The sequence below is a fragment of the Paenibacillus sp. FSL K6-3182 genome (assembly GCF_037976325.1).
GTDB lineage: Bacteria > Bacillota > Bacilli > Paenibacillales > Paenibacillaceae > Pristimantibacillus.
Map to the genome: position 1 here is coordinate 4,375,732 of NZ_CP150265.1, position 23,741 is coordinate 4,399,472.

Annotated in this window: 29 protein-coding genes; all 29 read right to left on the reverse strand. The window is 45.9% G+C overall.

Annotation, left to right across the window (positions count from 1 at the left end; translation table 11 throughout):
- Positions 1-435: 435 nt before the first annotated feature.
- The gene (trpA, locus tag MHH56_RS19260) at positions 436-1,245 is read right to left on the reverse strand and encodes a tryptophan synthase subunit alpha (protein ID WP_339203257.1); all 810 of its coding nucleotides are present in this window, start codon (positions 1,243-1,245) and stop codon (positions 436-438) included.
- Positions 1,232-2,437, reverse strand: a complete 1,206-nt coding sequence (gene trpB, locus MHH56_RS19265) for a tryptophan synthase subunit beta (protein ID WP_339203261.1) — start codon at positions 2,435-2,437, stop codon at positions 1,232-1,234. Before trpB ends, trpA begins: the two co-directional genes overlap by 14 nt.
- Complete coding sequence (locus MHH56_RS19270) at positions 2,434-3,111, reverse strand: phosphoribosylanthranilate isomerase (RefSeq protein ID WP_339203262.1); 678 nt, start codon at positions 3,109-3,111, stop codon at positions 2,434-2,436. Before MHH56_RS19270 ends, trpB begins: the two co-directional genes overlap by 4 nt.
- On the reverse strand, positions 3,108-3,908 hold the full coding sequence (trpC, locus tag MHH56_RS19275; RefSeq protein ID WP_339203263.1) for an indole-3-glycerol phosphate synthase TrpC: 801 nt from the start codon (positions 3,906-3,908) through the stop codon (positions 3,108-3,110). The genes MHH56_RS19270 and trpC overlap by 4 nt, the downstream gene beginning before the upstream one ends.
- On the reverse strand, positions 3,895-4,947 hold the full coding sequence (gene trpD, locus MHH56_RS19280) for an anthranilate phosphoribosyltransferase (protein ID WP_339203265.1): 1,053 nt from the start codon (positions 4,945-4,947) through the stop codon (positions 3,895-3,897). Before trpD ends, trpC begins: the two co-directional genes overlap by 14 nt.
- On the reverse strand, positions 4,947-6,518 hold the full coding sequence (gene trpE, locus MHH56_RS19285) for an anthranilate synthase component I (protein ID WP_339203266.1): 1,572 nt from the start codon (positions 6,516-6,518) through the stop codon (positions 4,947-4,949). The genes trpD and trpE overlap by 1 nt, the downstream gene beginning before the upstream one ends.
- Positions 6,519-6,877: 359 nt before the next feature.
- Complete coding sequence (aroH, locus tag MHH56_RS19290; RefSeq protein WP_076271337.1) at positions 6,878-7,246, reverse strand: chorismate mutase; 369 nt, start codon at positions 7,244-7,246, stop codon at positions 6,878-6,880.
- Positions 7,246-8,346 (reverse strand): 3-dehydroquinate synthase, encoded by a 1,101-nt coding sequence (gene aroB, locus MHH56_RS19295; RefSeq protein ID WP_339203267.1) that lies wholly within the window; start codon positions 8,344-8,346, stop codon positions 7,246-7,248. The genes aroH and aroB overlap by 1 nt, the downstream gene beginning before the upstream one ends.
- A 2-nt stretch (positions 8,347-8,348) precedes the next feature.
- Entirely contained in the window at positions 8,349-9,518 is a 1,170-nt protein-coding gene (aroC, locus tag MHH56_RS19300; protein ID WP_339203268.1) for a chorismate synthase, read from the reverse strand.
- A 295-nt stretch (positions 9,519-9,813) separates the two neighbouring features.
- Positions 9,814-9,984, reverse strand: a complete 171-nt coding sequence (locus MHH56_RS19305) for a hypothetical protein (RefSeq protein ID WP_339203270.1) — start codon at positions 9,982-9,984, stop codon at positions 9,814-9,816.
- Positions 9,985-10,057: 73 nt separating this feature from the next.
- Positions 10,058-10,837, reverse strand: coding sequence for a protein-glutamate O-methyltransferase CheR (locus MHH56_RS19310; RefSeq protein WP_339209674.1), 780 nt, complete (start codon positions 10,835-10,837; stop codon positions 10,058-10,060).
- 29 nt (positions 10,838-10,866) lie between these two features.
- Positions 10,867-11,310 carry a nucleoside-diphosphate kinase gene (ndk, locus tag MHH56_RS19315; RefSeq protein ID WP_076271341.1) on the reverse strand — a complete coding sequence of 148 codons (444 nt, stop codon included), beginning with the start codon at positions 11,308-11,310 and terminating at the stop codon, positions 10,867-10,869.
- A gap of 29 nt (positions 11,311-11,339) precedes the next feature.
- On the reverse strand, positions 11,340-12,314 hold the full coding sequence (locus MHH56_RS19320; RefSeq protein ID WP_339203272.1) for a polyprenyl synthetase family protein: 975 nt from the start codon (positions 12,312-12,314) through the stop codon (positions 11,340-11,342).
- Positions 12,315-12,322: 8 nt separating this feature from the next.
- Positions 12,323-13,171, reverse strand: coding sequence for a menaquinone biosynthesis protein (locus tag MHH56_RS19325; RefSeq protein ID WP_339203273.1), 849 nt, complete (start codon positions 13,169-13,171; stop codon positions 12,323-12,325).
- Positions 13,134-13,799, reverse strand: a complete 666-nt coding sequence (locus MHH56_RS19330; protein ID WP_339203275.1) for a UbiX family flavin prenyltransferase — start codon at positions 13,797-13,799, stop codon at positions 13,134-13,136. Before MHH56_RS19330 ends, MHH56_RS19325 begins: the two co-directional genes overlap by 38 nt.
- The gene (locus tag MHH56_RS19335) at positions 13,793-14,668 is read right to left on the reverse strand and encodes a UbiA-like polyprenyltransferase (protein ID WP_076271344.1); all 876 of its coding nucleotides are present in this window, start codon (positions 14,666-14,668) and stop codon (positions 13,793-13,795) included. Before MHH56_RS19335 ends, MHH56_RS19330 begins: the two co-directional genes overlap by 7 nt.
- A gap of 2 nt (positions 14,669-14,670) precedes the next feature.
- Positions 14,671-15,381: a demethylmenaquinone methyltransferase gene (locus MHH56_RS19340; RefSeq protein WP_339203276.1), complete on the reverse strand. Its 711-nt coding sequence runs from the start codon at positions 15,379-15,381 to the stop codon at positions 14,671-14,673.
- An 18-nt stretch (positions 15,382-15,399) separates the two neighbouring features.
- Positions 15,400-16,260 (reverse strand): heptaprenyl diphosphate synthase component 1, encoded by an 861-nt coding sequence (locus MHH56_RS19345; RefSeq protein ID WP_339203277.1) that lies wholly within the window; start codon positions 16,258-16,260, stop codon positions 15,400-15,402.
- A 125-nt stretch (positions 16,261-16,385) separates the two neighbouring features.
- A complete protein-coding gene (locus MHH56_RS19350) occupies positions 16,386-16,961 on the reverse strand; it encodes a hypothetical protein (RefSeq protein ID WP_339203278.1) in 576 nt (191 codons plus the stop codon).
- 160 nt (positions 16,962-17,121) lie between these two features.
- A complete protein-coding gene (gene mtrB, locus MHH56_RS19355) occupies positions 17,122-17,343 on the reverse strand; it encodes a trp RNA-binding attenuation protein MtrB (protein WP_054024369.1) in 222 nt (73 codons plus the stop codon).
- Between the two features lie 227 nt (positions 17,344-17,570).
- Positions 17,571-17,846, reverse strand: coding sequence for an HU family DNA-binding protein (locus MHH56_RS19360; protein ID WP_053376669.1), 276 nt, complete (start codon positions 17,844-17,846; stop codon positions 17,571-17,573).
- Between the two features lie 229 nt (positions 17,847-18,075).
- Positions 18,076-19,554: a stage IV sporulation protein A gene (gene spoIVA / locus MHH56_RS19365; protein WP_076271348.1), complete on the reverse strand. Its 1,479-nt coding sequence runs from the start codon at positions 19,552-19,554 to the stop codon at positions 18,076-18,078.
- Between the two features lie 295 nt (positions 19,555-19,849).
- The gene (locus MHH56_RS19370; protein ID WP_339203279.1) at positions 19,850-20,602 is read right to left on the reverse strand and encodes a hypothetical protein; all 753 of its coding nucleotides are present in this window, start codon (positions 20,600-20,602) and stop codon (positions 19,850-19,852) included.
- Between the two features lie 90 nt (positions 20,603-20,692).
- Complete coding sequence (locus MHH56_RS19375; protein ID WP_339203281.1) at positions 20,693-21,040, reverse strand: 2Fe-2S iron-sulfur cluster-binding protein; 348 nt, start codon at positions 21,038-21,040, stop codon at positions 20,693-20,695.
- Positions 21,028-21,675, reverse strand: a complete 648-nt coding sequence (locus tag MHH56_RS19380) for a hypothetical protein (RefSeq protein WP_339203282.1) — start codon at positions 21,673-21,675, stop codon at positions 21,028-21,030. The genes MHH56_RS19375 and MHH56_RS19380 overlap by 13 nt, the downstream gene beginning before the upstream one ends.
- On the reverse strand, positions 21,675-21,971 hold the full coding sequence (locus MHH56_RS19385; RefSeq protein ID WP_076271352.1) for a 2Fe-2S iron-sulfur cluster-binding protein: 297 nt from the start codon (positions 21,969-21,971) through the stop codon (positions 21,675-21,677). Before MHH56_RS19385 ends, MHH56_RS19380 begins: the two co-directional genes overlap by 1 nt.
- Before the next feature lie 55 nt (positions 21,972-22,026).
- Complete coding sequence (locus MHH56_RS19390) at positions 22,027-22,206, reverse strand: DUF2768 family protein (protein ID WP_076271353.1); 180 nt, start codon at positions 22,204-22,206, stop codon at positions 22,027-22,029.
- A 136-nt stretch (positions 22,207-22,342) separates the two neighbouring features.
- Positions 22,343-22,618: a stage VI sporulation protein F gene (locus MHH56_RS19395; protein ID WP_076271354.1), complete on the reverse strand. Its 276-nt coding sequence runs from the start codon at positions 22,616-22,618 to the stop codon at positions 22,343-22,345.
- An 81-nt stretch (positions 22,619-22,699) separates the two neighbouring features.
- Positions 22,700-23,734, reverse strand: a complete 1,035-nt coding sequence (locus MHH56_RS19400) for an NAD(P)H-dependent glycerol-3-phosphate dehydrogenase (protein ID WP_339203284.1) — start codon at positions 23,732-23,734, stop codon at positions 22,700-22,702.
- Between the last annotated feature and the right edge of the window lie 7 nt (positions 23,735-23,741).

Sequence of the window (23,741 nt, forward strand, 5' to 3'; positions counted from 1 at the left end):
TCCCTTATTTAATGATAATCATGCTTTTTCTCGATATAACGGACATAGGATCCCTTATATCGTAAATTTACATACAATTGAACGCCTTTTAGGCATAATAACGGATTCTATGTCCGTTAAATAAATATTTTAGCCAATTATTCTAAAATAACGGATCCTATGTCCCTAAGCTAGCTTCAAAAATTACTTTTCAAATCAACAGCTTCGTGCTTCTCCATTTATCCTTGTGCTTTACCATCCGTCCTCTCCACCCCCGAATCACCGTACCGAAATCCCTCCCAAACAGCTCCCTGCTACAAATCCCCCTCTTATCCCGATAAAGCAAAAAAAGCTCTCCTAGACCAAGTCTAGAGAGCTTTCCGCTATTTTTAATATCCTATGTCAATTACAAGCCACTTCCGCAGCGTATAACTTCAATTATCTAAAATAGTCTGCTTACCCTTTAAGCTGAGCAACAAAATCGCCGATTTGTTTAAGTCCCGCTTCACGCGTATCAGCAGAATTCAGTAGTGGAATGGCATCTTCTATCGTACGCACAATCGCACTGCCCACGATCACACCGTCACATTGCTTTTCAAAGCGAGCAACCTGCTCACGGCTGGAAATGCCAAAGCCTACCGCGATTGGCAAATCGGTCGCTTCGCGTACCATCGAGAGGAATTCATCAATACCCGTATGAAAATCAGCTCTCACGCCTGTTACGCCAAGTGATGAAACGCAGTAGACAAATCCTTTTGCTTTGCGTGAAATACGTGTGACCCGATCCTTGGATGTCGGTGCCACAAGAGGAATAAGATGTACATTAGCTGCTTCTGCAAGCAGCCTAACCTCTTCATCTTCTTCGATTGGCAAGTCAGGAATAATGAGACCACTGATGCCTTTGCTCTGTACAAGCTCGAAAAACGCTTCAAGCCCATATTGAAACACCGGGTTGTAATAAGTGAACAATATGAATGGAATTTTAACGCCGGCCTCACGCGATTGTTCAGCTATTTCAATACAATCCTTAATTGTAATGCTGTTATGGCGCAATGCTCGCTCAGATGCACGCTGGATAACAGGACCATCCGCTAGCGGGTCGGAATACGGCACGCCAAGCTCGATCATGTCAGCGCCTGCCTTCTCGAGCGTTTGGATGATAGCAACCGAAGTGGCTAGATCAGGATCACCCATCGTAACAAAAGGAATTAGCGCCGTTTTGCCTTCAGACTTCAGCCTTGCAAATGCTGTATCAATGAGATTCATGCTTATTTACCCCCAAGTAACCCATAATTGCTTCTACGTCCTTATCTCCACGTCCGGATAAGCTGACAACGACGACTTTGTCTTTATCAAGCGTAGGCGCAAGCTTAATCGTCTGAGCGATCGCATGTGCTGATTCCAGTGCTGGAATAATGCCTTCTGTGCGCGATAGCAGCTGCAACGCATCAAGCGCCTCGGCATCCGTTACAGGAACGTATTCAGCACGTCCGGAATCTTTCAAGTAGGCATGCTCTGGTCCAATACCAGGATAATCAAGTCCCGCTGAAATCGAATGAGCAGGTTGTACCTGTCCGTACTCATCCTGCAGCACATAGCTCATCGAGCCCTGGAATACACCGTGACGCCCTTTGGTCATTGTTGCCGCATGCTCAATCGTATCTACACCGAGGCCAGCAGCCTCAACGCCAAGCAGCTTCACGCTGTCATCATTGATAAATGGATAGAAGATACCCATTGCGTTGCTTCCACCGCCAACAGCTGCTACAACATAATCCGGCAATCGACCTTCTTCTGTTAATATTTGCTTACGAGCCTCGTCGCCAATGATACGCTGGAAATCACGAACCATCATCGGATAAGGATGTGGGCCTGTAACTGAACCCAAAATGTAATACGTATCTTCAACATGGCTAACCCAGTAGCGAAGGGTTTCATTACATGCATCTTTAAGTGTTCTCGTTCCAGACAGAACTGGCACAACTTCAGAGCCAAGCAACTGCATCCGGAAAACATTAAGCTGCTGACGCTTCATATCTTCCTCGCCCATAAATACTTTGCATTCTAGACCAAGCAAAGCAGCAATCGTTGCAGAAGCAACGCCGTGTTGTCCTGCGCCTGTTTCTGCAATGATTTTTGATTTACCCATACGTTTGGCAAGTACGCCTTGACCAATCGTATTATTAATTTTATGTGCACCTGTATGGTTCAGGTCTTCACGTTTTAAGTAGATTTTTGCGCCGCCAAGATGCTCGCTAAGTCGTTCTGCATAGTATAGTGAAGTCGGACGACCTGAGTATTTATGCAACAAGTAAGTAACCTCGTCTTGAAATGCTTGGTCCTTGGAATAATGCTGATAAGCTTCCTCTAGCTCTAATAATGCTGTCATTAATGTTTCTGGCACATATCTACCGCCAAATTTGCCGAAGCGTCCATTCTCATCTGGTACTTGTGTCATGCTTCCATCACCCTTCTTACAAATAATCGGATTTTCTCGATATCTTTCCGTCCATCCGTCTCAACACCGCTTGATACGTCTATCCCGTTTGGCGCATATGTCTTTAGCAGCTCTTGCACATTTCCTTCATGCAGACCACCAGCTACATACAGAGTAATGCCAAGCTCTTCAGCTGCTTGCTTATATTCTTTTATCGCTTCCCAATCGAAGGTTTGACCCGTGCCGCCGCCAGGTGCGTCTATCAGTACGGCATCAACAGCTGCTCGGTATGGCGTTAACCGCTCTAGAGCAGACATTGGCGTGCTGCCCTCGGCTTCCTTCTTCATGGAAAATACTTTCCATACTTTAACGTTCAGCTGCTCACGCACCATTTGGCAAAACGCTGCCGATTCATTGCCATGCAATTGAATCACATCTAAAGGAGCTTCTAACAAAAGATTTTGCAGATTAGCAAAGGTTTCATTTACGAATACGCCAACCGTTCTCGGGCGCTCACCGCCAGCTGCCTTTAACTTCGCAGCTGCTGATATAAGCAGCGATGCAGTCGACTTTTCCACCAATCGCTTGCTGGGTGCAAAGATGAAGCCGATTTCGTGAATAGGCAATCCATCCATCTGCTGAATCGTTTGCACATCCATCAGACCACAAATTTTGATACGCGTCTGCTGCTTCATCGAACGGTTACCGCACCCATTAAATCAGTAACCGATTGTCCAACTTGCTCATGCCGCATAAAATATTCACCAATCAATACACCATGAGCACCGATTGACTTTAAGTAATCCATATCGCTATTACCCGCAATTCCGCTCTCACTAATGACAGTAACATTTTTCGGCATAAGTCCGATTAACTCTTCGGTCGTTTTTAGATCCGTAACGAATGTTTTCAAATCGCGGTTATTAATGCCGATGAGCGTTGCTTTGTCCAGCTCAAGAACGCCTTCCAGCTCATCTTTGTTGTGCACTTCTACGAGCACATCCATCCCAATCGACTTCGCAAGATCATGAAACTCACCAAGCTGCGTTGGCGTAAGAATAGCTGCTATGAGCAAGATTGCGTCCGCTCCGATTAAGCGAGCCTCATAAATTTGACGATGGTCAATCGTAAAATCTTTTCTTAATAGAGGTACCTTTACCGTTTTTTTCACGGCTTGCAGAAATTCATTAGATCCTTGAAAGTAATCACGATCCGTTAACACTGAAATACAATCCGTACCAGCTGCTTCATATTGTGCAGCAAGCGTGGTTGGCTCAAAATCAGCACGAATCAGTCCTTTTGATGGCGACGCCTTCTTTACCTCGGCAATCAATCCCATACTTCTGTTGCGGCCAGCTGCCGATAATGCATGTTCAAAGCCGCGGCATGCTTCCATCTCCGAAATTTGTTTCTCCACCTGTGCAAGGTCAAAGCGAGCCGCCAGCTCCTCAACCTCAGTTCGTTTTGTAGCTACAATTTTATCCAGAAACATTTGCCAACTCTCCTGTCGTATGAATAAGACTAACGAGCTTCCGCTGCGCCTCGCCTGAATCGATCACCTTGGCAGCAATCTCTGCACCCTCGCGAAGCGATTGTGCCTTCCCGCCTACATATATACATGCACCTGCGTTGGCAAGCACGATATCACGATAAGCACCGCGTTGCTCTCCTGAGAAAATAGAACGAATAAGTGCTGCGTTAACTTCCGGCTCACCACCCATAACATCCGCAATCGGCCACCGTGTTAGTCCAAGTTCCTCTGGCGTAACATCGTAGGTTTTCACAACACCGTTTAATAGCTCAGATATTTGTGTAGGTGCAGAGATGCTAATTTCATCAAGCCCATCATGGCTGCTTACAACCATTGCACGTTTCAGTCCAAGCTCACCAAGCACCTCGGCAACCGTAGAGGTGCGGCTCCGATCGTAGAATCCAAGAAGCTGTCTATCTGCTCCAGCTGGATTTGTGAGCGGGCCAAGCATGTTGAAGATTGTTCGAATACCAAGCTCACGCCGCGGAGCAGCAGCATGGCGAAGCGATGGATGATACAACTGCGCAAACATAAAGCAAATGCCGATATCCTCCAAGCATTGTGCGGCTTGTTCAGGAGTTATCGTAATTTGTACGCCAAGTGCCTCCAGCACATCAGCACTGCCCGTTTTCCCAGACATTGCGCGATTGCCATGCTTGGCAACTCGGATGCCTGCCGCCGCAGCAATAATGGAGGAAGCTGTTGAGATGTTGAATTTATGAATACCTGATCCTCCGGTGCCACATGTATCGAGCAAACCTTCTTGTTCGGTATGGAGATGGCTCGAATGCGCGCGCATTGCCTCAGCGAACCCGGTTATCTCGTCCTTCGTCTCGCCTTTCATCCGCAGCGCAGTTACGACTCCGGCTATTTGAACAGCTGTTGCTTCACCGTTCATGATGATGTTCATCACCATTTCTGCTTGCTGCCTCGTCAAACTTGAGCCGCCAATAAGCTGGTTCAGCGCTTGCTGCATCGTTATCGCTTCGGTTGCCTGCATTATTGACCAATCCCCTCTCCGACCTTGACGTAATAATCCGAGTTAATGGAATTGAAGGAATCCGGTGCACTTTTTGGCTGTGCAAAAATCGCCTCAGCTGCACGAATCGCTTTAAGGCTGCCTTTCGCCTTGTTGACCGTCTCCAAATATTCGCTCTCCGGAACAGAATCCCAAACGATTCCCGCTCCTGCTTGTACATACGCTTTGCCGTTCTTAAAAATAATGGTACGGATCGTAATACAAGTATCCATTGTGCCGCCAAAGCCCAAGTATCCAATAGCGCCTGCATATGCGCCGCGTGCTTCATTCTCCAGCTCCGCAATGATTTCCATCGCTCTTAATTTAGGTGCGCCAGATACAGTGCCTGCCGGTAAACAAGAGACAAATGCGTCAAAAAAGTCTTTATCCTTGTGCAGCTTGCCAGAAACGTTCGATACAATATGCATGACATGGGAGTAACGCTCAATTTCCATAAACGAATCACATGTTACCGAACCAAACTCCGATACGCGTCCGATGTCATTGCGGCCAAGATCAACCAGCATTAAATGCTCAGCACGCTCTTTCTCGTCTGCAAGCAGTTCTACCTCGTAAGCCTTATCCTCTTCCGGCGTCTTGCCGCGCGGCCTTGTTCCCGCAATCGGTCTTGTTTCCACACGGTCGCCCGTTACTTTCACTAGCGCTTCCGGCGAAGCGCCGACAATAACTTCCTCGCCCATTTTCAAATAATACATATACGGTGAAGGATTCATCATGCGGAGCACGCGATATACATGCAATGGATCAACATCTGTATCAATGCTAAAGCGCTGTGACAATACGACTTGGAAAATGTCACCTGCTCGAATGTACTGCTTCGCCTTCTCAATGTTTCCGATGAATTGCTCCTTGGTCACATTTGATTGTACATCACCTAACTCGTAATCAACTTCAATTGAGCGCCCAGTCGTTACTGGAATGGTCACCGGCTGCTGCAAACGTTCTATGGTTGCTTCAATTTTGGCAACTGCCGCTGCATAGCTCTTCGCGATTTCCGCATCCGTAGAGCCTTCCGCGATATGAACATTTCCAACGATTTGCAGCTGCTGCTTAAAGTGGTCAAACACAATGATTTGATCACAAAACATAAACTGCATGTCATTCATATTCAAGTCGTCGATGCGGTGGGCAGGAAGCTTCTCATAATATTGCAGTAGGTCATAGCCAAAAAATCCGATTGCTCCACCTGTAAAAGGAGGAAGCTCTGGCAGCGACGGGCTGCGGAAGGAACGCAAATGAGCTTTTAGAAGCTCAATCGGCTTGTCATTAAGCACATGCTTCACGCCGTGATGCTCAAGCACCATCTCACCATTTTTACCGTAAAGCATCATGAACGGGTCCGTTCCTATAAACGAATAACGCGCCCATTTCGCTCCACCCTCGACACTCTCCAGCAGAAAAGCATGATCCTCTTTCGCAAAATGCTGGAATAGTCGAATTGGTGTTTCAGTGTCCGCCATCATATAGCGAACGATTGGAATTAAATTGTACTGACTGGCAAGACGGGTGACGTGCTGCAGCTCATTTGACATTCCGAACAACCTCCCTCAGTAGTGAAAATTCTATTATTAAAAACAAAAAAAGCTCCTGCCAGAGCAGGAGCGTTGGTTTAGATGATGACGGAAGTGTGTAAGCGGAAAAGACGCATGTGTAGATACGTTGAAGCAGCACTTTTACAATCCTGTGTGCCATTGCACATAAGATCGTTCAGCTTTTTCTCAAACTCGCGTATCTCTCATTGCCTAACTCTGCTTCTCTCAACTAATCTCGACTCATCTCTACTCAGCTCATAAAACTACTCTGCTACTCTCACTTACGTAACTAAATATACAACAACGTACAGCTATGCGTCAACAAAGGGATTTGTTCTTTATGAGCTAAAGTCAAAGCTTTATGCTTTAGACAAGTCTGGACGAAGCGCCTGCGCGCCGTTTAAATAAACGTGACGAATCTCCGCTTGCGTCTTGTCCGTGTTGATAAGAACCATTAATCTAATACAGCGCTCAAGACTGCCTTTAACCGGAACTTCAAGCGCGCACATAAGCGGAACAAGCTCCCAGCCCTTCATCTGGCGAATAGCTCTAGCAGGGAATGTCTCGTCCAGATCGCTCGTAACCGTCACGAACACGCTGCAAATATCGTCAGGCACGATCTCATTATCGGCCACAATTCCATTCAACATTTCAATTGTTGCATTCAAAATGGGTTGTTCTTCATTAGCATCTACAGTAATAGCACCACGAATTCCTCTAACACTCATTATTGTTGCACCTCCTGCTTTAATTGCTCTACGATCTCACGTACCCATTGGATGCGGACATCGGATTTTATTTCAACTGAACCTATTGCAGTTGGCACAACAAAAACCATCGTACCCTCAGCAAATTTCTTGTCATGCATCATTGCTTCCATAATCTTATCTACGTCCAAATGCTCAGGGAGCCGCACTGGCAGTCCTGCTTTCGCAAGAACGCGCTTCGTTATGGTATATACCTCTTCTGGAGCACCATATCGCATACCCAGCTTAGCCGAGCCTACCATCCCGATGGAAATGGCTTCCCCATGGAGCAGCTCCCCATATCCAGCTACCGCTTCTAGGGCATGGCCAATCGTATGACCCAGATTCAAGATCGCTCTCAAATCGTTTTCGCGCTCATCCTTCGATACGACTGCCGCCTTCACGCTGCAGCCTTTATACAAAGCATAACCAAGTGCTTCCGCATCAAGAGCGCGCAGTTTCTCCGCATTCTCTTCACACCATGCGACAAAGGATTCATCCCAAATTAGTCCGTGCTTGATCACTTCTGACAAACCAGCGCTTACTTCTCTTGGAGGAAGGGTTTGCAGCGTGTTCAGATCATACAGGACAAGCTCAGGCTGATGAAAAGCACCGATAATATTTTTGGCAAGCGGATGATTGACGGCAACTTTGCCGCCCACACTGCTGTCATGCGCCAATATTGTCGTTGGAACCTGTACGAATTTGATGCCTCTCATATATGAAGCGGCAACAAATCCAGCAAGATCTCCAACAACACCGCCACCAAGTGCAACGATAGCAGACTTGCGGTCGAGACCTTCCTCCAAAGCTTTAGCGACAAGCTTTTCGAGCATAGCTAGCGACTTTGAGCTTTCTCCAGCTGGAACAACGACGCTTGCCGTTTTAAAACCTGCGCCAGTAAGCTCAGACTCAAGCGTTTGCAAATGAATGTCTGCAATGTTCGAGTCAGTAATGATGAGCAGCGGCGATTTTTGGCTAATGCCATGCTTGATAAAATAAGAGGATGCCTCCTTCAAGAGGCCTTCCCCGATATAGATAGGATAAGAGCGATCACCAAGTTCAACTGTAAGCTCACGCATTTTTAATACCGCCCTAGCTGTTCAAGATAATTGTTCAAGTTGGTGCGAATTTCCTCAATGGAATCGCCGCCGAATTTTTCAAGGAATGCTTTGGCAACTTCCCATGCAACGACATGCTCCATAACGACGCTTGCCGCTGGGACTGCACAGCTGTCCGAGCGCTCTACTTGAGCCGTAAACGGTTCTTTAGTATCAATATCCACACTGCGAAGCGGCTTGTATAGCGTCGGAATCGGTTTCATTACACCGCGTACGACGATTTGCTCCCCGTTCGTCATGCCGCCCTCGAAGCCGCCAAGACGATTCGTTGCTCGATGATAGCCGCGCTCTGCATCATACATAATCTCATCGTGTACTTGCGAGCCGCGAAGCTTGGCTGCTTCGAAGCCAATCCCAATCTCACAGCCTTTGAATGCATTGATCGATACGACCGCTTGCGCGATACGTCCATCGAGCTTGCGATCCCACTGCACGTGGCTTCCTAGACCAATTGGCACGCCTTCGATAATACATTCCACGATACCGCCGATCGAATCGCCTTCTGCTTTAATTTGATCGATATAATCAGTCATCTTTTGTTCGGTTTCTTTGTCAACGACACGAACCGAGGATTCCTCCGTCAAACGGATCAACTCATCCACGGATAGTTGATTAGCTGGTGCTTCGATTTCACCGATGCGAATAACTTGTCCAGCTACTTTAATCCCGAATTCCGCGAGGAATTGACGAGCTACCGCCCCTACAGCTACACGTGCTGCAGTTTCACGAGCACTAGAGCGCTCAAGCACATTGCGCAAATCCTTCAAATCATATTTAAGTCCGCCATTCAAATCCGCATGACCAGGGCGCGGACGATGAACGCGGCGCTTATCTTCATCGCTGCCTTCAATCGGTTCAATATTCATAACGGAAGTCCAGTGCTTCCAATCGTTGTTTGCAACGATCAGCGCTACAGGAGCACCAGTCGTTTTGCCGTGGCGTACGCCCCCAACGATGTTTGCTGTATCCTTCTCGATTTGCATCCGGCGTCCACGACCATGACCCTTCTGACGACGGTGCAGCTGGAAATTCAGTTCCTCAAAATCAATTTTCAAATTGCTTGGCAATCCTTCAATAATCGCGGTTAATTGGGGACCGTGTGTTTCCCCTGCGGTCAAATATCTTAAAGTCAACTAAAGCTCCTCCTCAAGTGTAAACGACTAACACAGTCCATTGACGGCACAAGCTCGTTTCGCGATGAAATTTTAGCGATTTTATAAGTACATCACTTATAAAATTATAAATTTTCAAAACAGCTTTCAAGCGCCTGCTATGCTTTACAGCACTAAACATCTTTGCTCATTATAGTACACAGTTACAGGTTTGACAAGAATTTGGACACCTTGAAAGCCGCTGTAACCGTATAAAAAAAGGGCTGGTGGAACTGTCATCTAAAATGACAAATCCGCCAGCCCGGGCAGCGTGCAGTTAATTTGCTGTTAACCGATCTTTTCTAAGTATCGTCGTGCCTTCACTCGTCAGCAATGGATCATCAACAAGTCTTGTCATTTGTCCACTGTCCACTCCGATAATTTGCGCACATTCCTGAATAGAAATAAAACCACGCCTATAGGCAGCTATAACCTTACGTTTATCCATCGGTTGCTTCATCCTCCAAGTTTATTACATACTAACTAGTATAGGAGAAGATGGAAAACGGTATACATGCCGCTTATACCCGGCGATAAAAGAATGTATCTGCGGTCTCAAATCCGTATTGCGCAGGGGAAAAAATTTGTTCCGTACTGCCTACAAACAGCAGTCCGCCCGGTTTAAGTGCATTAGAAAATTTATGATACAATAAGTGCTTTGCTTCTTCTGTAAAATAAATCATTACGTTTCGGCAAACAATTAAATCAAATGATCCATCAAACGTATCATGGAGCAGATTTTGCTGCTTGAATTGAATAAATTGCTTCAGGGAGTCTGAAATCAAATACGCTCCCTCTGCCTGCTTAAAATATTTTTGCCGGCAAACCTGCGGAACATCGCGCAGCGATCGCTCTAAATAACTGCCTTCCATTGCCTTTTGCAGCACATTTGAATCGAGATCAGTTGCAAGTAGCGAGGAACGCTGCAAGGCGCTGAGCTCCGATAAAATCATAGCGAGCGTGTATGGCTCCTCGCCTGTTGAGCATGCCGCACTCCAAACCTTTAGACGATTAGAAGCAGCAAGCATCTCGGGGAAAAAGCGCTTTTGCAAAACTTCCCAGCGGGAAGGATTTCTCCAAAACTCAGAAACATTAATCGTCATACGGTCCAAAAACTCATTTAGCATCGTCCGATTTTGCTCAATCGCCTTCCAATACTCATCGAACGTTTGATAGCCGTGCTTCATTCGTAATGTAGTCAGCCTGCGTTTCATTTGAGCTTCTTTGTACTGCGACAAATCAATGTCGGTCTTTTGCTTTATTCGAGCAATAAACTGTGCAAAATCACGATCTTCAAGCATAGGCTCCTCCATCGCTTGTGGGCGAAATATTAAATCCACCGTTGAATTGTATGCTCATATTGCACCAGCTCCGCTGGCGTGAAGTAAATGCCGATCTCTTTTTCCGCATTAGCTGCCGAATCCGAGCCATGAATAAGATTGAAATTCGTATGTACAGCAAAATCAGAACGGATAGTGCCGGGATGAGCATCTAGTGCATCCGTTTTGCCAATAAGGGCACGCGTCAATGCAATGACATTGTCACCTTGCCATACCATCGCAAATACAGGACCTGACGTTATGAATTCGAGCAATGGCTCATAAAAAACTTTGCCTTTGTGCTCCTCATAATGCCGCTCGGCAAGCTCATGGCTCAAAACCATAAACTTGGCTGCTGCAAGCTGCAATCCCTTTTTTTCAAATCTCGAAACGATTTCGCCAATTAATCCGCGCTGAACGCCATCAGGTTTAATCATCAGAAAAGTTCTTTCCATCCCCAACCATTCCTTTCTATTTTGCACGATTAATAATTACGTTTACCAAACAAAATCGCAATATCGCTCAAGTTCTTCTTCGCTGTGACGTTCGGCAATCCCTCTAATGCTTTGAGAGCTTTTTTAATATATCGGTTTGCAAGCTGATCTGCTTGATCTCCGCCATCGCTCTTGCGAATCATTTCGATGGCTCGTCCAGCATCTCGTTTCCCGCCTTGCTCCCTGATTAAAGCAATTTCCTTTAACAAAGGATCGCGGGTTTTGGGGTCCTGCAATGCAAGGAGAACCGGCAATGTAATATTTCCTTGACGCATATCTGAGCCTGAAGGTTTGCCGATCTGTTTCTCTGTTCCATATAGATCAAGCAAATCATCACGGATCTGGAATGCCATACCCACATTATAACCATAGCGATATAAGCTATTTGCTGTTTTTCGGTCCGTTCCCGCAGCAACAGCGCCAAGCTGGCAGCTAATAGCAATTAATAAAGCTGTTTTGCGTCTAATCCGAAGCAAATAATGCCGTACCGATTGTTCTGTGTTGAAGAAATCACGAATTTGTTCCATTTCTCCGATACACATTTGTACAAGCGCATGTGACAAAATTTGATGTATCTGCGGATTTGGAAGCTGAGCAGCGATTGACAATGCTTTGCCATGAATGAAGTCGCCCGTATACATCGCTATTCGATTGTCCCACTTGGATTTTACAGTGAGCTGTCCACGACGTGTTTCCGCGTCGTCAATAACGTCATCATGTACAAGTGAAGCCATATGAATAAGCTCGAGAGGGACGGCGACGCGCTTCATTATATCCAGCTGATAATCGCCAAACTTGCCTGCCAGCAGGACAAACACCGGTCTAATCCGTTTACCGCCAGCTCTAAGCAAGTGCAAAGAAGCTTCGCCAAGCAGCACATGATCATCCGAAATGCTGCGCTCAAGCTCCTGCTCGATCTGATTTAGGTCGCCTTTCATCTTTGCATACAAATCTAGTAGTTTCATTCTTTCACCTATTGGGCAGATTGGTCTTCAAAAAAAGTAAGCTCCACGTCATTCGATAGCAACCCTAGCTGCTTAGAATAATTGAAATATAATTTAAGTCCTTCTTGCAGCTTGCTCCCAAAATCATATTGAAGCGAATGAAAATACATCTCCCAGTAAGTTGATTCTCCTCCAAGCTGCATACAGGCCTGTTCAATTAGTGGACCAAGATGGCTCTTATTATACTGTTTGCTCGCATTTAACGCTTTATATACTGCACGAACGGCTTCTGGGGCTGCAAGAGCTGCTTCTTTACGTGCAGCAACAACAGCGTAAGTCATGCCAAGTCCCGTCCACTCATTCCATAATTGTCCTAAATCAATGACATGAAGGCCGTGGTTTTGCCAAGAAGCATGAATGGCAGGATCGCCTATGATGAGTGCAGCATCGGCTGTCTCCAGCATACTTTCCAGATTTGGTGCGGCAGTGACATACTCTGGGTTGCATTCAAAGTGCAATGTCATCAAAATTTTCAACAGATTAACTGAAGTTGCTGATGTTGTCGTTACTGAAATTCGCTCAGGACGTTTACGGCTGATCGGCTCTTTCAGAAATAAAAAGATCGAGTTGACCTTCCCTACCGAACCTACGGACAATTCTGGCAGCAGCACATAATCATCCGCATTTAATCCATATGCAAATGATGATATAGCCGAAATATCCAATTCACCAGCTTGCAGAAGCCTATTTAATTCAGAAGGTACACGTTTAATGACCTCAAAGCTATCCCCATCCATTCGCTCTTCGAGCTGATGGAAAAGAGGCCATGCATTCGCGTAATCAATTCTTCCGATGGTGATCGGGCGATTCATGCCCATTCTGTTCATCTCCCCATCTTCTGTACAAATCATGTTCGATTGTCATATTATCAAGTACTTTACCAACTAAAAAGTCAATCATTTCATCCATCGTTTGCGGTTTGTAATAAAAAGCCGGCATAGCCGGTATGATCCTAACGCCAAGACGAGCCAGCGTCAGCATGTTTTCAAGGTGAATCGCATGAAGCGGCGTTTCTCTTGGAATAATAAGCAGCTTCCTGTTTTCCTTCAACATTACATCGGCGGCTCTAGTCATCAAATTATCGGAAATGCCGTGCGATATCGACGCAAGCGTCCCCATCGAGCACGGCACAATAACCATTCCTTGAACCCGGTAAGAGCCGCTTGCAATGCTTGCGCCAATATCCGCATTGGGATGAAAAACTAGTCTGGCTTCCGCGATAGCATCGCCAAAACGTTGTTCAAGAGCTGCTGAACGACGAGTCGTCTCCCAGCCCAGTTCTTCTTTTAGTACTCTCCAACCAGCTTCTGTTATGACGAGATGAACCTCGTATTTCATCTGAAGGAGAACTTCAATAAGCCTTATTCCATAAATTGAACCGCTTGCTCCTGTAATGCCTACTACCCATCGATTCGTCCAGTTGGTTTCGTTGCGGCCGTCTACCATTGGTGAATAACCAATAAATCAACGATAACAAACAGAAAAAGCACGACGCTTAATGTACCGTTCATTCCAAAAAAAGCAGTTTGGACGCGCGACAAATCGTGTGGCCGTACCATCCAATGTTGGTAGAACAGAAGCGAAATCGATATCAAAGTACCAAGCAAGTACATCCAGCTAAGGTCTGTCAGCCAAAACAATGCTATAAAACCGATTGCCGTAACGACATGAAAGGACCGAGCAATCCAGATAGCCCCTTTAATACCGAATCGAGCCGGAATCGAATGCAAGCCAGCATTGCGGTCATACTCAAAATCCTGTGTTGCATAAATAATATCAAATCCAGCAATCCATAAAGAAACGGTAATATATAATATCCAAGCAGCTAGATCAAATTGACCTGTTATGGCAACCCAGCCGCCAAGCGGCGAGAGTCCAATTGTTAATCCCAGCACAACATGGCATAACCATGTAAAGCGTTTTGTGTAAGAATAAAGAACAAGCAAAGCTACCGCGATTGGCATAAGTTTCATTGCGATTGGTGCCAAGTTCGCAGTTGCTACAAACAACAAAACGAAGGAAACAATGATAAATAACATGACTTCTGCTGATTTAAGCAAGCCAGCCGGAAGTGCTCTTTTTTCAGTACGCGGGTTGCGTAAATCGATAGCCTTATCTATCAGTCGATTCAAGCTCATAGCAGCGCTTCGAGCACCAAACATCGCAAGCGTTACCCAGCCGATCTCCCCCCATGAAGGAAGGCGCTGCTCCATCATTACTGCACCTAGAATCGCTCCCATAAAAGCAAAAGGCAAAGCAAACACAGTATGTTCAAACTTAATCATTTCCAAAATAATGCGTAATTTGCGAATCATTGCTATTTCTTCTCCTTTGTCCCCATATGCAGCGCAGCTACTCCACCGGTCAGAGGATATGCCTTCACCTGATGAAGACCCGCTTCTTCAAACAGCTCAGCAAGCTGCTGTCGACCGGGAAACATTTTCAGTGATTCGGGCAGCCATTTGTATTCACTGAAGCTTTTGGCTACCACTTTACCCATAACTGGCAATATACGTTCGAAATAAAGATTGTACATCGATTTAAATGGCTGCCAGGTTGGTTTGGATACCTCTAAACATACAACTAAACCGCCTGGTTTAACAACGCGGTGCATCTCCTTCAGTACCTGTAAATAATCAGGAACATTGCGCAGACCAAATCCAATCGTAACATAGTCAAAGGAATTATCCTCAAACGGCAAGCTCATTGCATTTCCTTGGACTAATGTAATTTGCTTATTCAAGCCCATCTTGTTTACTTTGACAGCACCCACATCAAGCATGTTTTGGCTAAAATCAAGTCCTACGATTTGTCCAGTACCGCTCGCTTCTGCAAGAGCAACCGTCCAATCACAAGTGCCGCAGCAAAGGTCAAGTGCTGTTTGTCCTTTTGCAACGCTCATTTTTTTCATCGTAAACTTCCGCCATGCCTTATGTCTTCTAAAGCTGATCAGATCATTCATCAAATCATATTTTGGAGCAATCCTCTCAAATACGCCATGCACATGGCTCTTGGAGTTCGTATCCACCCTTGCAAGTCACCTCGTCTAATTGAGTGCAGGCGTGTAATCGGTTTTTTCGTTCAATAGATTATCGACGATAGTCGTCAATTCTCCGAGCAACTTGTCCGATTCCAGCTTGCCAGCCAAAACCTTCACTGAATCTGCTGAGACCTTCAGCTTCGCTATAAGCTGGCTGCGCACCTTATATTTTTCCTCTAAACTGTTAATAAATGCAGGTTCATACATACGCTGAGAGAGCTGCATGCGCTCATCTTCTGACCCCGCTTGCATGATATGCCAATAGGACCAGCTTTTATCGAACGTAGCTGGGTTCTCGCTGCGCTTGATTTCATCAACTATAACCTCGCACCGGCAAATGCCATCCAGAATCCCTGGCCAGACGCGAGAAAGCTCGCCCTCCAGCACCTCTGTGAAAATCTGGAACAACGTGCTCTTAAGCTGAACCGCAAGACCTAAGTATTCTTCTGAGGTCATCTTAAGCTGCCTCATTCGAACGTAAAGATTAACTTTTAGTCTGTTGACCTCACTAACCGCGCTGCTGATTTTGGAAACCATCTCAATTTCGCCGGCTTGCGAGAGCAATTGATAAAAAGTTGCGCTAAAGTAGTCCCCTGCCAGCACCTTAAGCTGCCTTGAACGCATCTCCGGCTCAGAGCGCTGCTCTTGGTGTGTGTCGATTAAATCATGCGTATCCATTCCTAGCTGAACGAGAGATACGACGAGCGTGTAGAGCTCACTGTGGGTCTGTAGCGACGCTTGCTGGCTCAGGAAGGCGTGTAGCAAGCGAAGCCTTGCATTCGCTAAGTCAGGAAGAGACGTATGCTCCTCGATCATGTCATATTTCACATATTTTTGAGCTATTTCAGGTATACGGTATGTTCTCATTGGGGAAGCCTCCGAACAGAGAAGCGCAAATCGCCGCTCAATAATCTAAACTATTATAGCACAACTTAATCTAAAGAACATATGATTGAGCCTGCTTGTTCAACAAATTGCAATATACATCACCTTTATTGCTGCGAAATGGAGGAAGGCTTTACAGTAAATCCCGATACTGGTCCAAAACGTTTTTCCCAGGCCGATGTAAAGCTAACTCTTAGCCTCTTTCTCCACAGCTCATCATGCACAGGATCCGCTTGTACAAGATGATCCAGCTCCGTAATAAGCCAATCGTCGGTTTTCCGCACATCAACAGCAGCAAGCAGAGCATCGCCTTCTGATTGCGCCTCAATGATCCGAATCAGAACACGCTTCACATTCTCTAGCTGTATAAAAGAGACACGAATAAGCTTCTCAACATCCGAGAACCAAATTGCCGGCCGGCCTTCAATGGTGCTTACCCGCATATCGATCGATAAAACGCCGTTATTCCATTCCGCTTTATTCAACCGCTCATGAAGCTGAGTTGCAATGAGCACATCTACCAAATTGTTATTGGAGAGCCTTACGACCGGCGTCGTGCGAAAAACAGCCACGTCGCCGCGGTTTGCCGAATGCTGCCATCCTGCATGAGGAAGCCATGTAAATAATAATGTAGCTGCTATCGCAGTCACACAAGCTGTTAGAAGTGGTTTTCCGATGTTCACTCTGCACCTCCGAATATAAACTTATCACCTTAACCTTTAAATTCACTCGATCCGCATGAATATAAAGTCCCATCTCTCATTGTACGAGCGGTGCAGGATGATTATTCGGACTGCCGGCAGGCAAAAAAAAGCAGGCATAGCCTGCTTTGCACATTCGTTGTTACTGATCGGTTTCCATCGTACCGTATTTCGTCATCACGACCGCTTTACCTCGAATTTTTATAGCTGAAGTATGATCGGTAAATTGGCAAATTAAAATTTCGTTCTTATCCAACTTTTCCGTATGATGAAATTTTGTGTCAAGCCCGCGTGTTAATCCGATGACTTGAACGCCTTGATCTTTTGCCTTTACGACAATGTACTCGCCATGTGTAGGCTCCATCGTTATCCCTCCGCATCCGTAATTCCATACTATCCATGTGAATTATAGTGGATGTGTAACGTTTGTGCAATCCATTCTATCATGCAAATAAACAAATAACGCCCGAACGGTATCCCGTTCGAGCGAAATTAGACCGAATTATAAGCAGCAACATCAAGCTTATATTCCGTGGCATATGGATGCTTGCCGCCAAACATCGGCGTCAATGCAGTTAAGCTGGAGTATGCTTAATTGGATACGAGGTCCTTGAGTGATTTTCCTGGTTTGAATGCAGGCGTTTTGCTTGCTGCGATCTCAATAGGATCTCCAGTTTGCGGATTGCGGCCTTTACGTGCTTGGCGCTCGCGAACTTCGAAATTACCAAACCCAACCAATTGGACTTTATCCCCGCTTTGCAGCGCATCGGATATCGCATCAAAAACAGCATCAACTGCTTTCGTTGCATCTTTCTTCGAAAGATCAGTCAATTCAGCTACTTTTGTAATTAAATCTGTTTTGTTCATTGTTTCACCTCCTCCAAAGTGCTTTGTGTACTTTTTTTTGGTGTAAGCATATAAACTCTCATCTTATCCCTCTTATTAACGGAAAACTTCAAAAATATACCTTTTAACCGAACAAACCTATAGTAATACAGCCGTTTGCCAATTTCAAGTGCCAACCTGCATTTCCTGCAAAACAAATAAAACCGCTCCCTTTACGGCAGCGGCTTATTCGTATACTAGTATCGATCAACTACAGAATGATAGCAATCAATCCGCCGGAGCCCTCGTTGATAATACGTCCGAGCGTTTCCTGCAGCTTGTAGCGGGCATTATCCGGCATCATTGCAATTTTGCCCTGAATGCCTTCTCTCACAATCGAATGCAGGGAACGACCGAATATATCAGACTCCCAAATCTTGATTGGATCATTCTCAAAGTCTTGCATTAAGTATCTTACAAGCTCTTCGCTTTGCTTCTCCGTGCCGATAATCGGAGCAAATTCCGATTCCACGTCGACGCGGATCATATGGATGGATGGTGCTGTTGCCTTCAGTCTAACCCCAAAGCGTGAACCTTGGCGGATTAACTCCGGCTCGTCGAGTGCCATTTCCGCAAGTGTCGGTGCTGCAATGCCGTATCCAGTTGTCTTGACCATTTCCAGCGCTTCTGCAAAACGGTCATATTCCCTCTTGGCATGAGAGAACTCTTGCATCAACTGAAGCAAGTGGTCTTTGCCGCGAATCTCAACGCCGACTACTTCCATCAAAATACGGTCATACAGCTCATCTGGCGCGTACAAGTCGATTTCTGCTACGCCCTGCCCCATATTCATGCCGCTTAGTCCAGCTTTGGCGATGAAGTCATATTCCATGAACTGGGTTACTACTCGGTCCACATCGCGCAGCCGGCGAATATCTTTAACCGTATCGCGAACGGAGCTCTCATAGTTGCTGCGCAGCCAGTGCCGATCATTAAGCACCATGACCCAGCTTGGTAAATTAACATTTACCTCATGGACAGGGAATTCATAGAGCACTTCACGCAATACCGAGATGACTTCTTCCTCACCCATCGTAGCTACGCTAAGCGTCATTACTGGAATGTCATATTTAGCTTGCAGCTCGTTTCGCAGTTGCAGCGCCTCTTCACCCTTAGGACGAGTGGAGTTGATGATGAGGACAAATGGCTTGCCGACTTCTTTCAGCTCGTTTATAACACGCTCTTCTGCTACAACATAGGAGCTGCGCGGAATTTCTGCGATAGAGCCGTCTGTCGTAACAACAACACCGAGTGTAGAATGCTCTTGGATTACTTTACGCGTCCCGATCTCAGCCGCTTCCTGGAACGGGATCGGCTCATCGAACCAAGGAGTTGTAATCATTCGTGGACCATTTTCATCCTCATAGCCCTTCGCGCCTTCAACCGCATATCCAACACAATCGACGAGTCTCATGTTTACCTCAAGTCCATCGGTAACTCTGAGCTGCACCGCTTGATTCGGAACAAATTTAGGCTCTGTTGTCATAATCGTCTTACCTGCGGCGCTTTGAGGAAGTTCGTCCACGGCTCTCGCACGGTCTGATTCGTTCGCAATGTTCGGAAGTACAACCGTCTCCATAAACCGTTTAATAAACGTTGATTTGCCCGTCCGGACAGCCCCGACAACCCCGAGGTAAATATCCCCGCCGGTTCTTTCGGCTATGTCCTTGAAAATATCTACTTTCTCCACTGAATATCCCCTCCCAATTGATTTTTCCGGTTCGCCGCCATCCACCGGTCAATAGGGCAGGCCAGCGACGCAACTCGTACATGCTTTTTGGACTAGTAACATCTTATGTGCAAGCTTTCCGATTATGACGATTCCTTCAATGAAATCTTTTTTTGTTCTTCTGCGGGGCTTCCCTTCCAAGATTGAGTTATATGAGAAAATAAGCAAATCTATGACCCAAACAGCCAAAAAAACCTCTCCGAGACGATAGTCAAGGAGAGGTTTGGAACTAGCTTATTGAGGAATGTGCATGAAGTTAAGGTTTTACAGCTTGCGGCTCATTATTTACAAAGTGATAGACCGGAGCTTTGACAGGGACAAAGTCTGATCCATCGACGAGCAATGTACGCAAATCAAAATCTGCCTCAAAATCATTTTTTCCACTCTTTTGTATGTATTGCATGATATCTATCCCATAATCGGAAAATACTACCCCATTCTCATCCACGATTGCTTGAATCGTTTGTCCTGAAAACACGCTTCGAATCGTTGGGGCTGTTTTGCTCATTGCTTTGTAATCGATTTGATAAAACCCTGGGTATGTTTCCTCGCCCTTTGGAAGGACACTGTTTGTTTGGATATAAGAAGTTACCCAGCTCTGAATATCATTAATTTTTTGAAATGCCAAAATATCAAGCAGCTTCACTCTAGGCTTACTCTCTTCATCAATAATAAGGTAGCTGTAATTGCCGCCTTTCTCAAAAGCAGAAGAAGGTATATCCGACATATAGCCTGTCCGATTTAGCACTCCAAAATCAATATAAAATTTCTCATACTTCGGTGTGTCAGCGGTACTGTTTTTCATGGGCAGCATGCCCGTTTCGGACTGATATTGATCAATCGCCGCCTGAACATTGCGAACAGCTTCTTTCGGAGCAACTTGGTTTTGCTTCATTTGACTTTTCGGATACATGCAGCCCGATAAAGCAAATAGCAAAACAATCAAAGCAGAGAATGCTGCGAACTGGCGTATGTAACGGGGCAGCCTTCCCATAAATAATCCATTCATTTTTTTGTAACCTCCTAATGGTTTGCGAAGCAAACCTGCTTCGTAAGGATATGCTTAGGTTTGCGAAGCAAACCTGCTTCGTCGTTCAGCCTACCATAAATCATCGTTTTCCTCTGCTTGCCTTGCGAGCTGCCTTACAACTGCCGCTCGCAGCGGATCTAAAGGAATTTCCACATCCACTTTTCCAGCTACTCTAGCTTGGCATGATAAACGTTCATGATTTCCGTCTAATCCAGACAGTTTGTTTCTCTCCACATCACCAATCGGCTGCAGCTGGCTTCCCGGCCTCACAGTGACCTTGCACATGAAGCAAGCAGCTTTGCCCCCGCAACGTGTGCGAATCGGTATATTCGCACGTCTAGCAGCGTCTAACAGCGTTGTGCCCGGCTTCACCTTAATGCTCTTGCCCGATGGCCAAAAAGTAACTACTCCATCCATGACAAGCCACCGCCCTTTCGATAAGACAACAGCTGATGAAGAGTACGCCTTGCCTCAGCGGTGAATGTATTGTTAGTTTCAATCGCAAGGAATGCACCCTCATGCTGAGCAGGTGCTTTTGCAATCGCTTGAACGATTAAATCAACGCGATCCATCCGATCTCGCAAGAAATTAAACCACAGCTCATGCGCAAGCGGAACGATCGCTACTGAATAATTAGCATCGTTTAACAGCACTTGCTCTGAGAAAGGCATCAGTAATTTATTAACCATCGTCTCATACTTACTGCCTTGAGCACTCACCTCGAACCCGCCGACGAGCTCTACCTGTATTCCTTGTATAATAAAATGGCTGAGCGTTGATCGATACATCTCTGTCACGCTTAATGTTGGTTGATCCTGGGCAAAAGGCTCAAGAGCATCATAAATTTCTTGTACATTCTCTTCATCACAATAAATGTCCAAATCACGCGGATCGTTTGAAAGTTCAAGTCCTCGAAGCATTAGACTGGCGCTTCCGCCAATAATCCACTGCGCCTGACATGATTCTGTCGCTTTTTTAACGACAGCCAGCGCTTTATGAATGCGTTCATTTTCTGACATCGCTGGCACTTCCTTCATCAGTAGCTTATGCATTAAAAATAAGGCTTGTTGGCTGCTGCGATTTTCGCATCTGCACTTTTGACGATGGCCTGGCAGCCGAGCCGGTAACCTTCCTCAAACTCCTCCGGCTCAAGGCGGTCCCACTCCTCGTCCGTAATGCCTTCAAGATGCTCCATGCCTTCGGTTACCAAGCAGCGGCAACGGGCACAGGTTCCTCTCGCACAAGAGAAGCTCCAATCAATCTCATGCTTAAGTGCATGATCAAGCAGCGACAAGCCTTCTTCTGCTTTTACAACAGCTGTTTTGGTTCTACCCTTTAATTCAATCATTGTATGTCAAAATCTCCCTTTTGTTAGTGAACGACCGTCCCCTATGTAATAAGAACTAAATAATGGATATAAGTCCGCATACAAAACCAATAATTAGAACAATAAATGCAATTAACGAAAGAATAAATTTCACTGCGCCTTTCGTTTTCAAACGAGCAAACGTAATTAAAAGGGCCGCAATCGCCATCATTCCAATGCCGAATAGCGAAACCCACATTTTTGTCATAGCATCCATAGAAATTCCATTCTCCTAATCTATATCATAATGAATTCTCACCCATTATAACATCGCACAAAAAAAAGGACAAAAGCTGACAGAACACTTTGCCGAATAAAATATTCGGGGCGCTCCACGCTTTTGCCGCAATTTTTTATTTTTTTATCATCATTTTCATGATTGCTTCCATATTGCTGGCGCTCATGCCGCTGGCTTTGACAGCTCTTACGATATCATTAATCGTAGATTCCGTAACCTTGACCTTAGCCACTTCCGACACTTGCTTAATCAGCTTGCGAAGCTCAGCTTCGTCAGTCATCGTCTGTGCTGTAACTCCGCTGGCAAGCTTTTTGACTGAGCTCTCGGAAATTCCTTTGCCCGTCTTTTTATTGATCGAATTAAGAATGTCCTTGGAGAAATCCCTCGCCATACTCTACACCTCCAGCATGCGCATGTGTATTGCTCCATGCATCATATGAGAAGGCAAGAAGATTGGTGTAGGCGCTGGTCCTTAGCCTAACTCTTCGATCTCATGCGTCCGCAGCCTGCCCATCAAATGCTCAACAGCAGTCCTAGGCGCTTTGTTCGCGAACAATACCTCATATAACTGAAACGTAATCGGCATCTCAACATCGTACTCTTTGGCTAAACTGTAAGCCGCACGCGTCGTACGAACACCTTCTACGACCATTCCCATCCGAGTGAGCACATCATCTAGAGGCGTGCCATCTGCAAGCATGTAGCCAGCACGCCAATTTCGACTGTGCTTGCTTGTGCAAGTAACGACAAGATCGCCTACGCCAGCTAATCCAGCAAAAGTGAGCGGATTCGCCCCCATTGCCGTTCCAAGCCTGCTGATCTCCGCTAGGCCCCGAGTTAATAAAGCAGCCTTGGCATTGTCGCCAAACTGAAGCCCATCCGTCAAGCCTGCACCTAATGCAATAATGTTTTTGATGGCTCCAGCCACTTCCACACCAACGACATCCGGATTGGTATACACTCGGAAATGCGTATTTATGAGCGCATCCTGGGCTTGCTCAGCTGCTTTCAAATCAGTTGAAGCAACAACTACTGTAGTAGGCTGCTTCAAAATAACCTCTTCAGCATGGCTTGGTCCTGATAAAACAACAAGCTGTTCCATCGGTCGACCAAGCTCTTCCGAAAGTACAGTCGTCATCCGCTTCAAAGTATCCGTTTCAAAGCCCTTTGTTGCATGAACAACAAGTGTCTTATCCGATAGAAACGGTGCCGCTTGCTTAGCTACCTCGCGCATTGCACCAGAAGGCGCAACGAACAAAGCGAGCTCAGCATCCTGCAGTGCATCCTTTAAGTCCGTAGTTGCATGGATTAGCTCAGGAAGCTGTACACCAGGCAAAAACTTGCTATTCTCATGGCTGAGGTTAATGTTCTCCGCTTGTTCCGTACTGCGTGTCCATAGCTTTACATGATAGCCATTTCTCGCGAGTACAGAAGCAAGAGCAGTGCCCCAACTTCCAGCAACCAGCACTGCCGCATTTTTCATTGTTGATGAATCCTGCTTTGTCATGCGACGC

Bases quoted from the DNA above. Each gene is read 5' to 3' on its own strand.
- MHH56_RS19360 (WP_053376669.1), bottom strand. From the start codon at position 17,846: ATGAACAAAACAGATTTAATTACAAAAGTAGCTGAATTGACTGATCTT.
- mtrB (WP_054024369.1), bottom strand. From the start codon at position 17,343: ATGGAGCCTACACATGGCGAGTACATTGTCGTAAAGGCAAAAGATCAA.
- MHH56_RS19345 (WP_339203277.1), bottom strand. From the start codon at position 16,260: ATGAGAACATACCGTATACCTGAAATAGCTCAAAAATATGTGAAATAT.
- MHH56_RS19305 (WP_339203270.1), bottom strand. From the start codon at position 9,984: ATGGATAAACGTAAGGTTATAGCTGCCTATAGGCGTGGTTTTATTTCT.
- MHH56_RS19370 (WP_339203279.1), bottom strand. From the start codon at position 20,602: ATGAATGGATTATTTATGGGAAGGCTGCCCCGTTACATACGCCAGTTC.
- MHH56_RS19375 (WP_339203281.1), bottom strand. From the start codon at position 21,040: ATGGATGGAGTAGTTACTTTTTGGCCATCGGGCAAGAGCATTAAGGTG.
- MHH56_RS19400 (WP_339203284.1), bottom strand. From the start codon at position 23,734: ATGACAAAGCAGGATTCATCAACAATGAAAAATGCGGCAGTGCTGGTT.
- MHH56_RS19395 (WP_076271354.1), bottom strand. From the start codon at position 22,618: ATGGCGAGGGATTTCTCCAAGGACATTCTTAATTCGATCAATAAAAAG.
- trpC (WP_339203263.1), bottom strand. From the start codon at position 3,908: ATGTTTCTGGATAAAATTGTAGCTACAAAACGAACTGAGGTTGAGGAG.
- MHH56_RS19310 (WP_339209674.1), bottom strand. From the start codon at position 10,837: ATGCTTGAAGATCGTGATTTTGCACAGTTTATTGCTCGAATAAAGCAA.
- ndk (WP_076271341.1), bottom strand. From the start codon at position 11,310: ATGGAAAGAACTTTTCTGATGATTAAACCTGATGGCGTTCAGCGCGGA.
- aroB (WP_339203267.1), bottom strand. From the start codon at position 8,346: ATGCGTGAGCTTACAGTTGAACTTGGTGATCGCTCTTATCCTATCTAT.
- MHH56_RS19335 (WP_076271344.1), bottom strand. From the start codon at position 14,668: ATGATTCGCAAATTACGCATTATTTTGGAAATGATTAAGTTTGAACAT.
- MHH56_RS19330 (WP_339203275.1), bottom strand. From the start codon at position 13,799: ATGGTAGACGGCCGCAACGAAACCAACTGGACGAATCGATGGGTAGTA.
- trpB (WP_339203261.1), bottom strand. From the start codon at position 2,437: ATGACACAAGTACCAGATGAGAATGGACGCTTCGGCAAATTTGGCGGT.
- MHH56_RS19320 (WP_339203272.1), bottom strand. From the start codon at position 12,314: ATGAAACTACTAGATTTGTATGCAAAGATGAAAGGCGACCTAAATCAG.
- MHH56_RS19270 (WP_339203262.1), bottom strand. From the start codon at position 3,111: ATGAAGCAGCAGACGCGTATCAAAATTTGTGGTCTGATGGATGTGCAA.
- MHH56_RS19325 (WP_339203273.1), bottom strand. From the start codon at position 13,171: ATGGGCATGAATCGCCCGATCACCATCGGAAGAATTGATTACGCGAAT.
- aroH (WP_076271337.1), bottom strand. From the start codon at position 7,246: ATGAGTGTTAGAGGAATTCGTGGTGCTATTACTGTAGATGCTAATGAA.
- trpD (WP_339203265.1), bottom strand. From the start codon at position 4,947: ATGCAGGCAACCGAAGCGATAACGATGCAGCAAGCGCTGAACCAGCTT.
- MHH56_RS19380 (WP_339203282.1), bottom strand. From the start codon at position 21,675: ATGCATAAGCTACTGATGAAGGAAGTGCCAGCGATGTCAGAAAATGAA.
- MHH56_RS19390 (WP_076271353.1), bottom strand. From the start codon at position 22,206: ATGGATGCTATGACAAAAATGTGGGTTTCGCTATTCGGCATTGGAATG.
- MHH56_RS19385 (WP_076271352.1), bottom strand. From the start codon at position 21,971: ATGATTGAATTAAAGGGTAGAACCAAAACAGCTGTTGTAAAAGCAGAA.
- trpA (WP_339203257.1), bottom strand. From the start codon at position 1,245: ATGAATCTCATTGATACAGCATTTGCAAGGCTGAAGTCTGAAGGCAAA.
- trpE (WP_339203266.1), bottom strand. From the start codon at position 6,518: ATGTCAAATGAGCTGCAGCACGTCACCCGTCTTGCCAGTCAGTACAAT.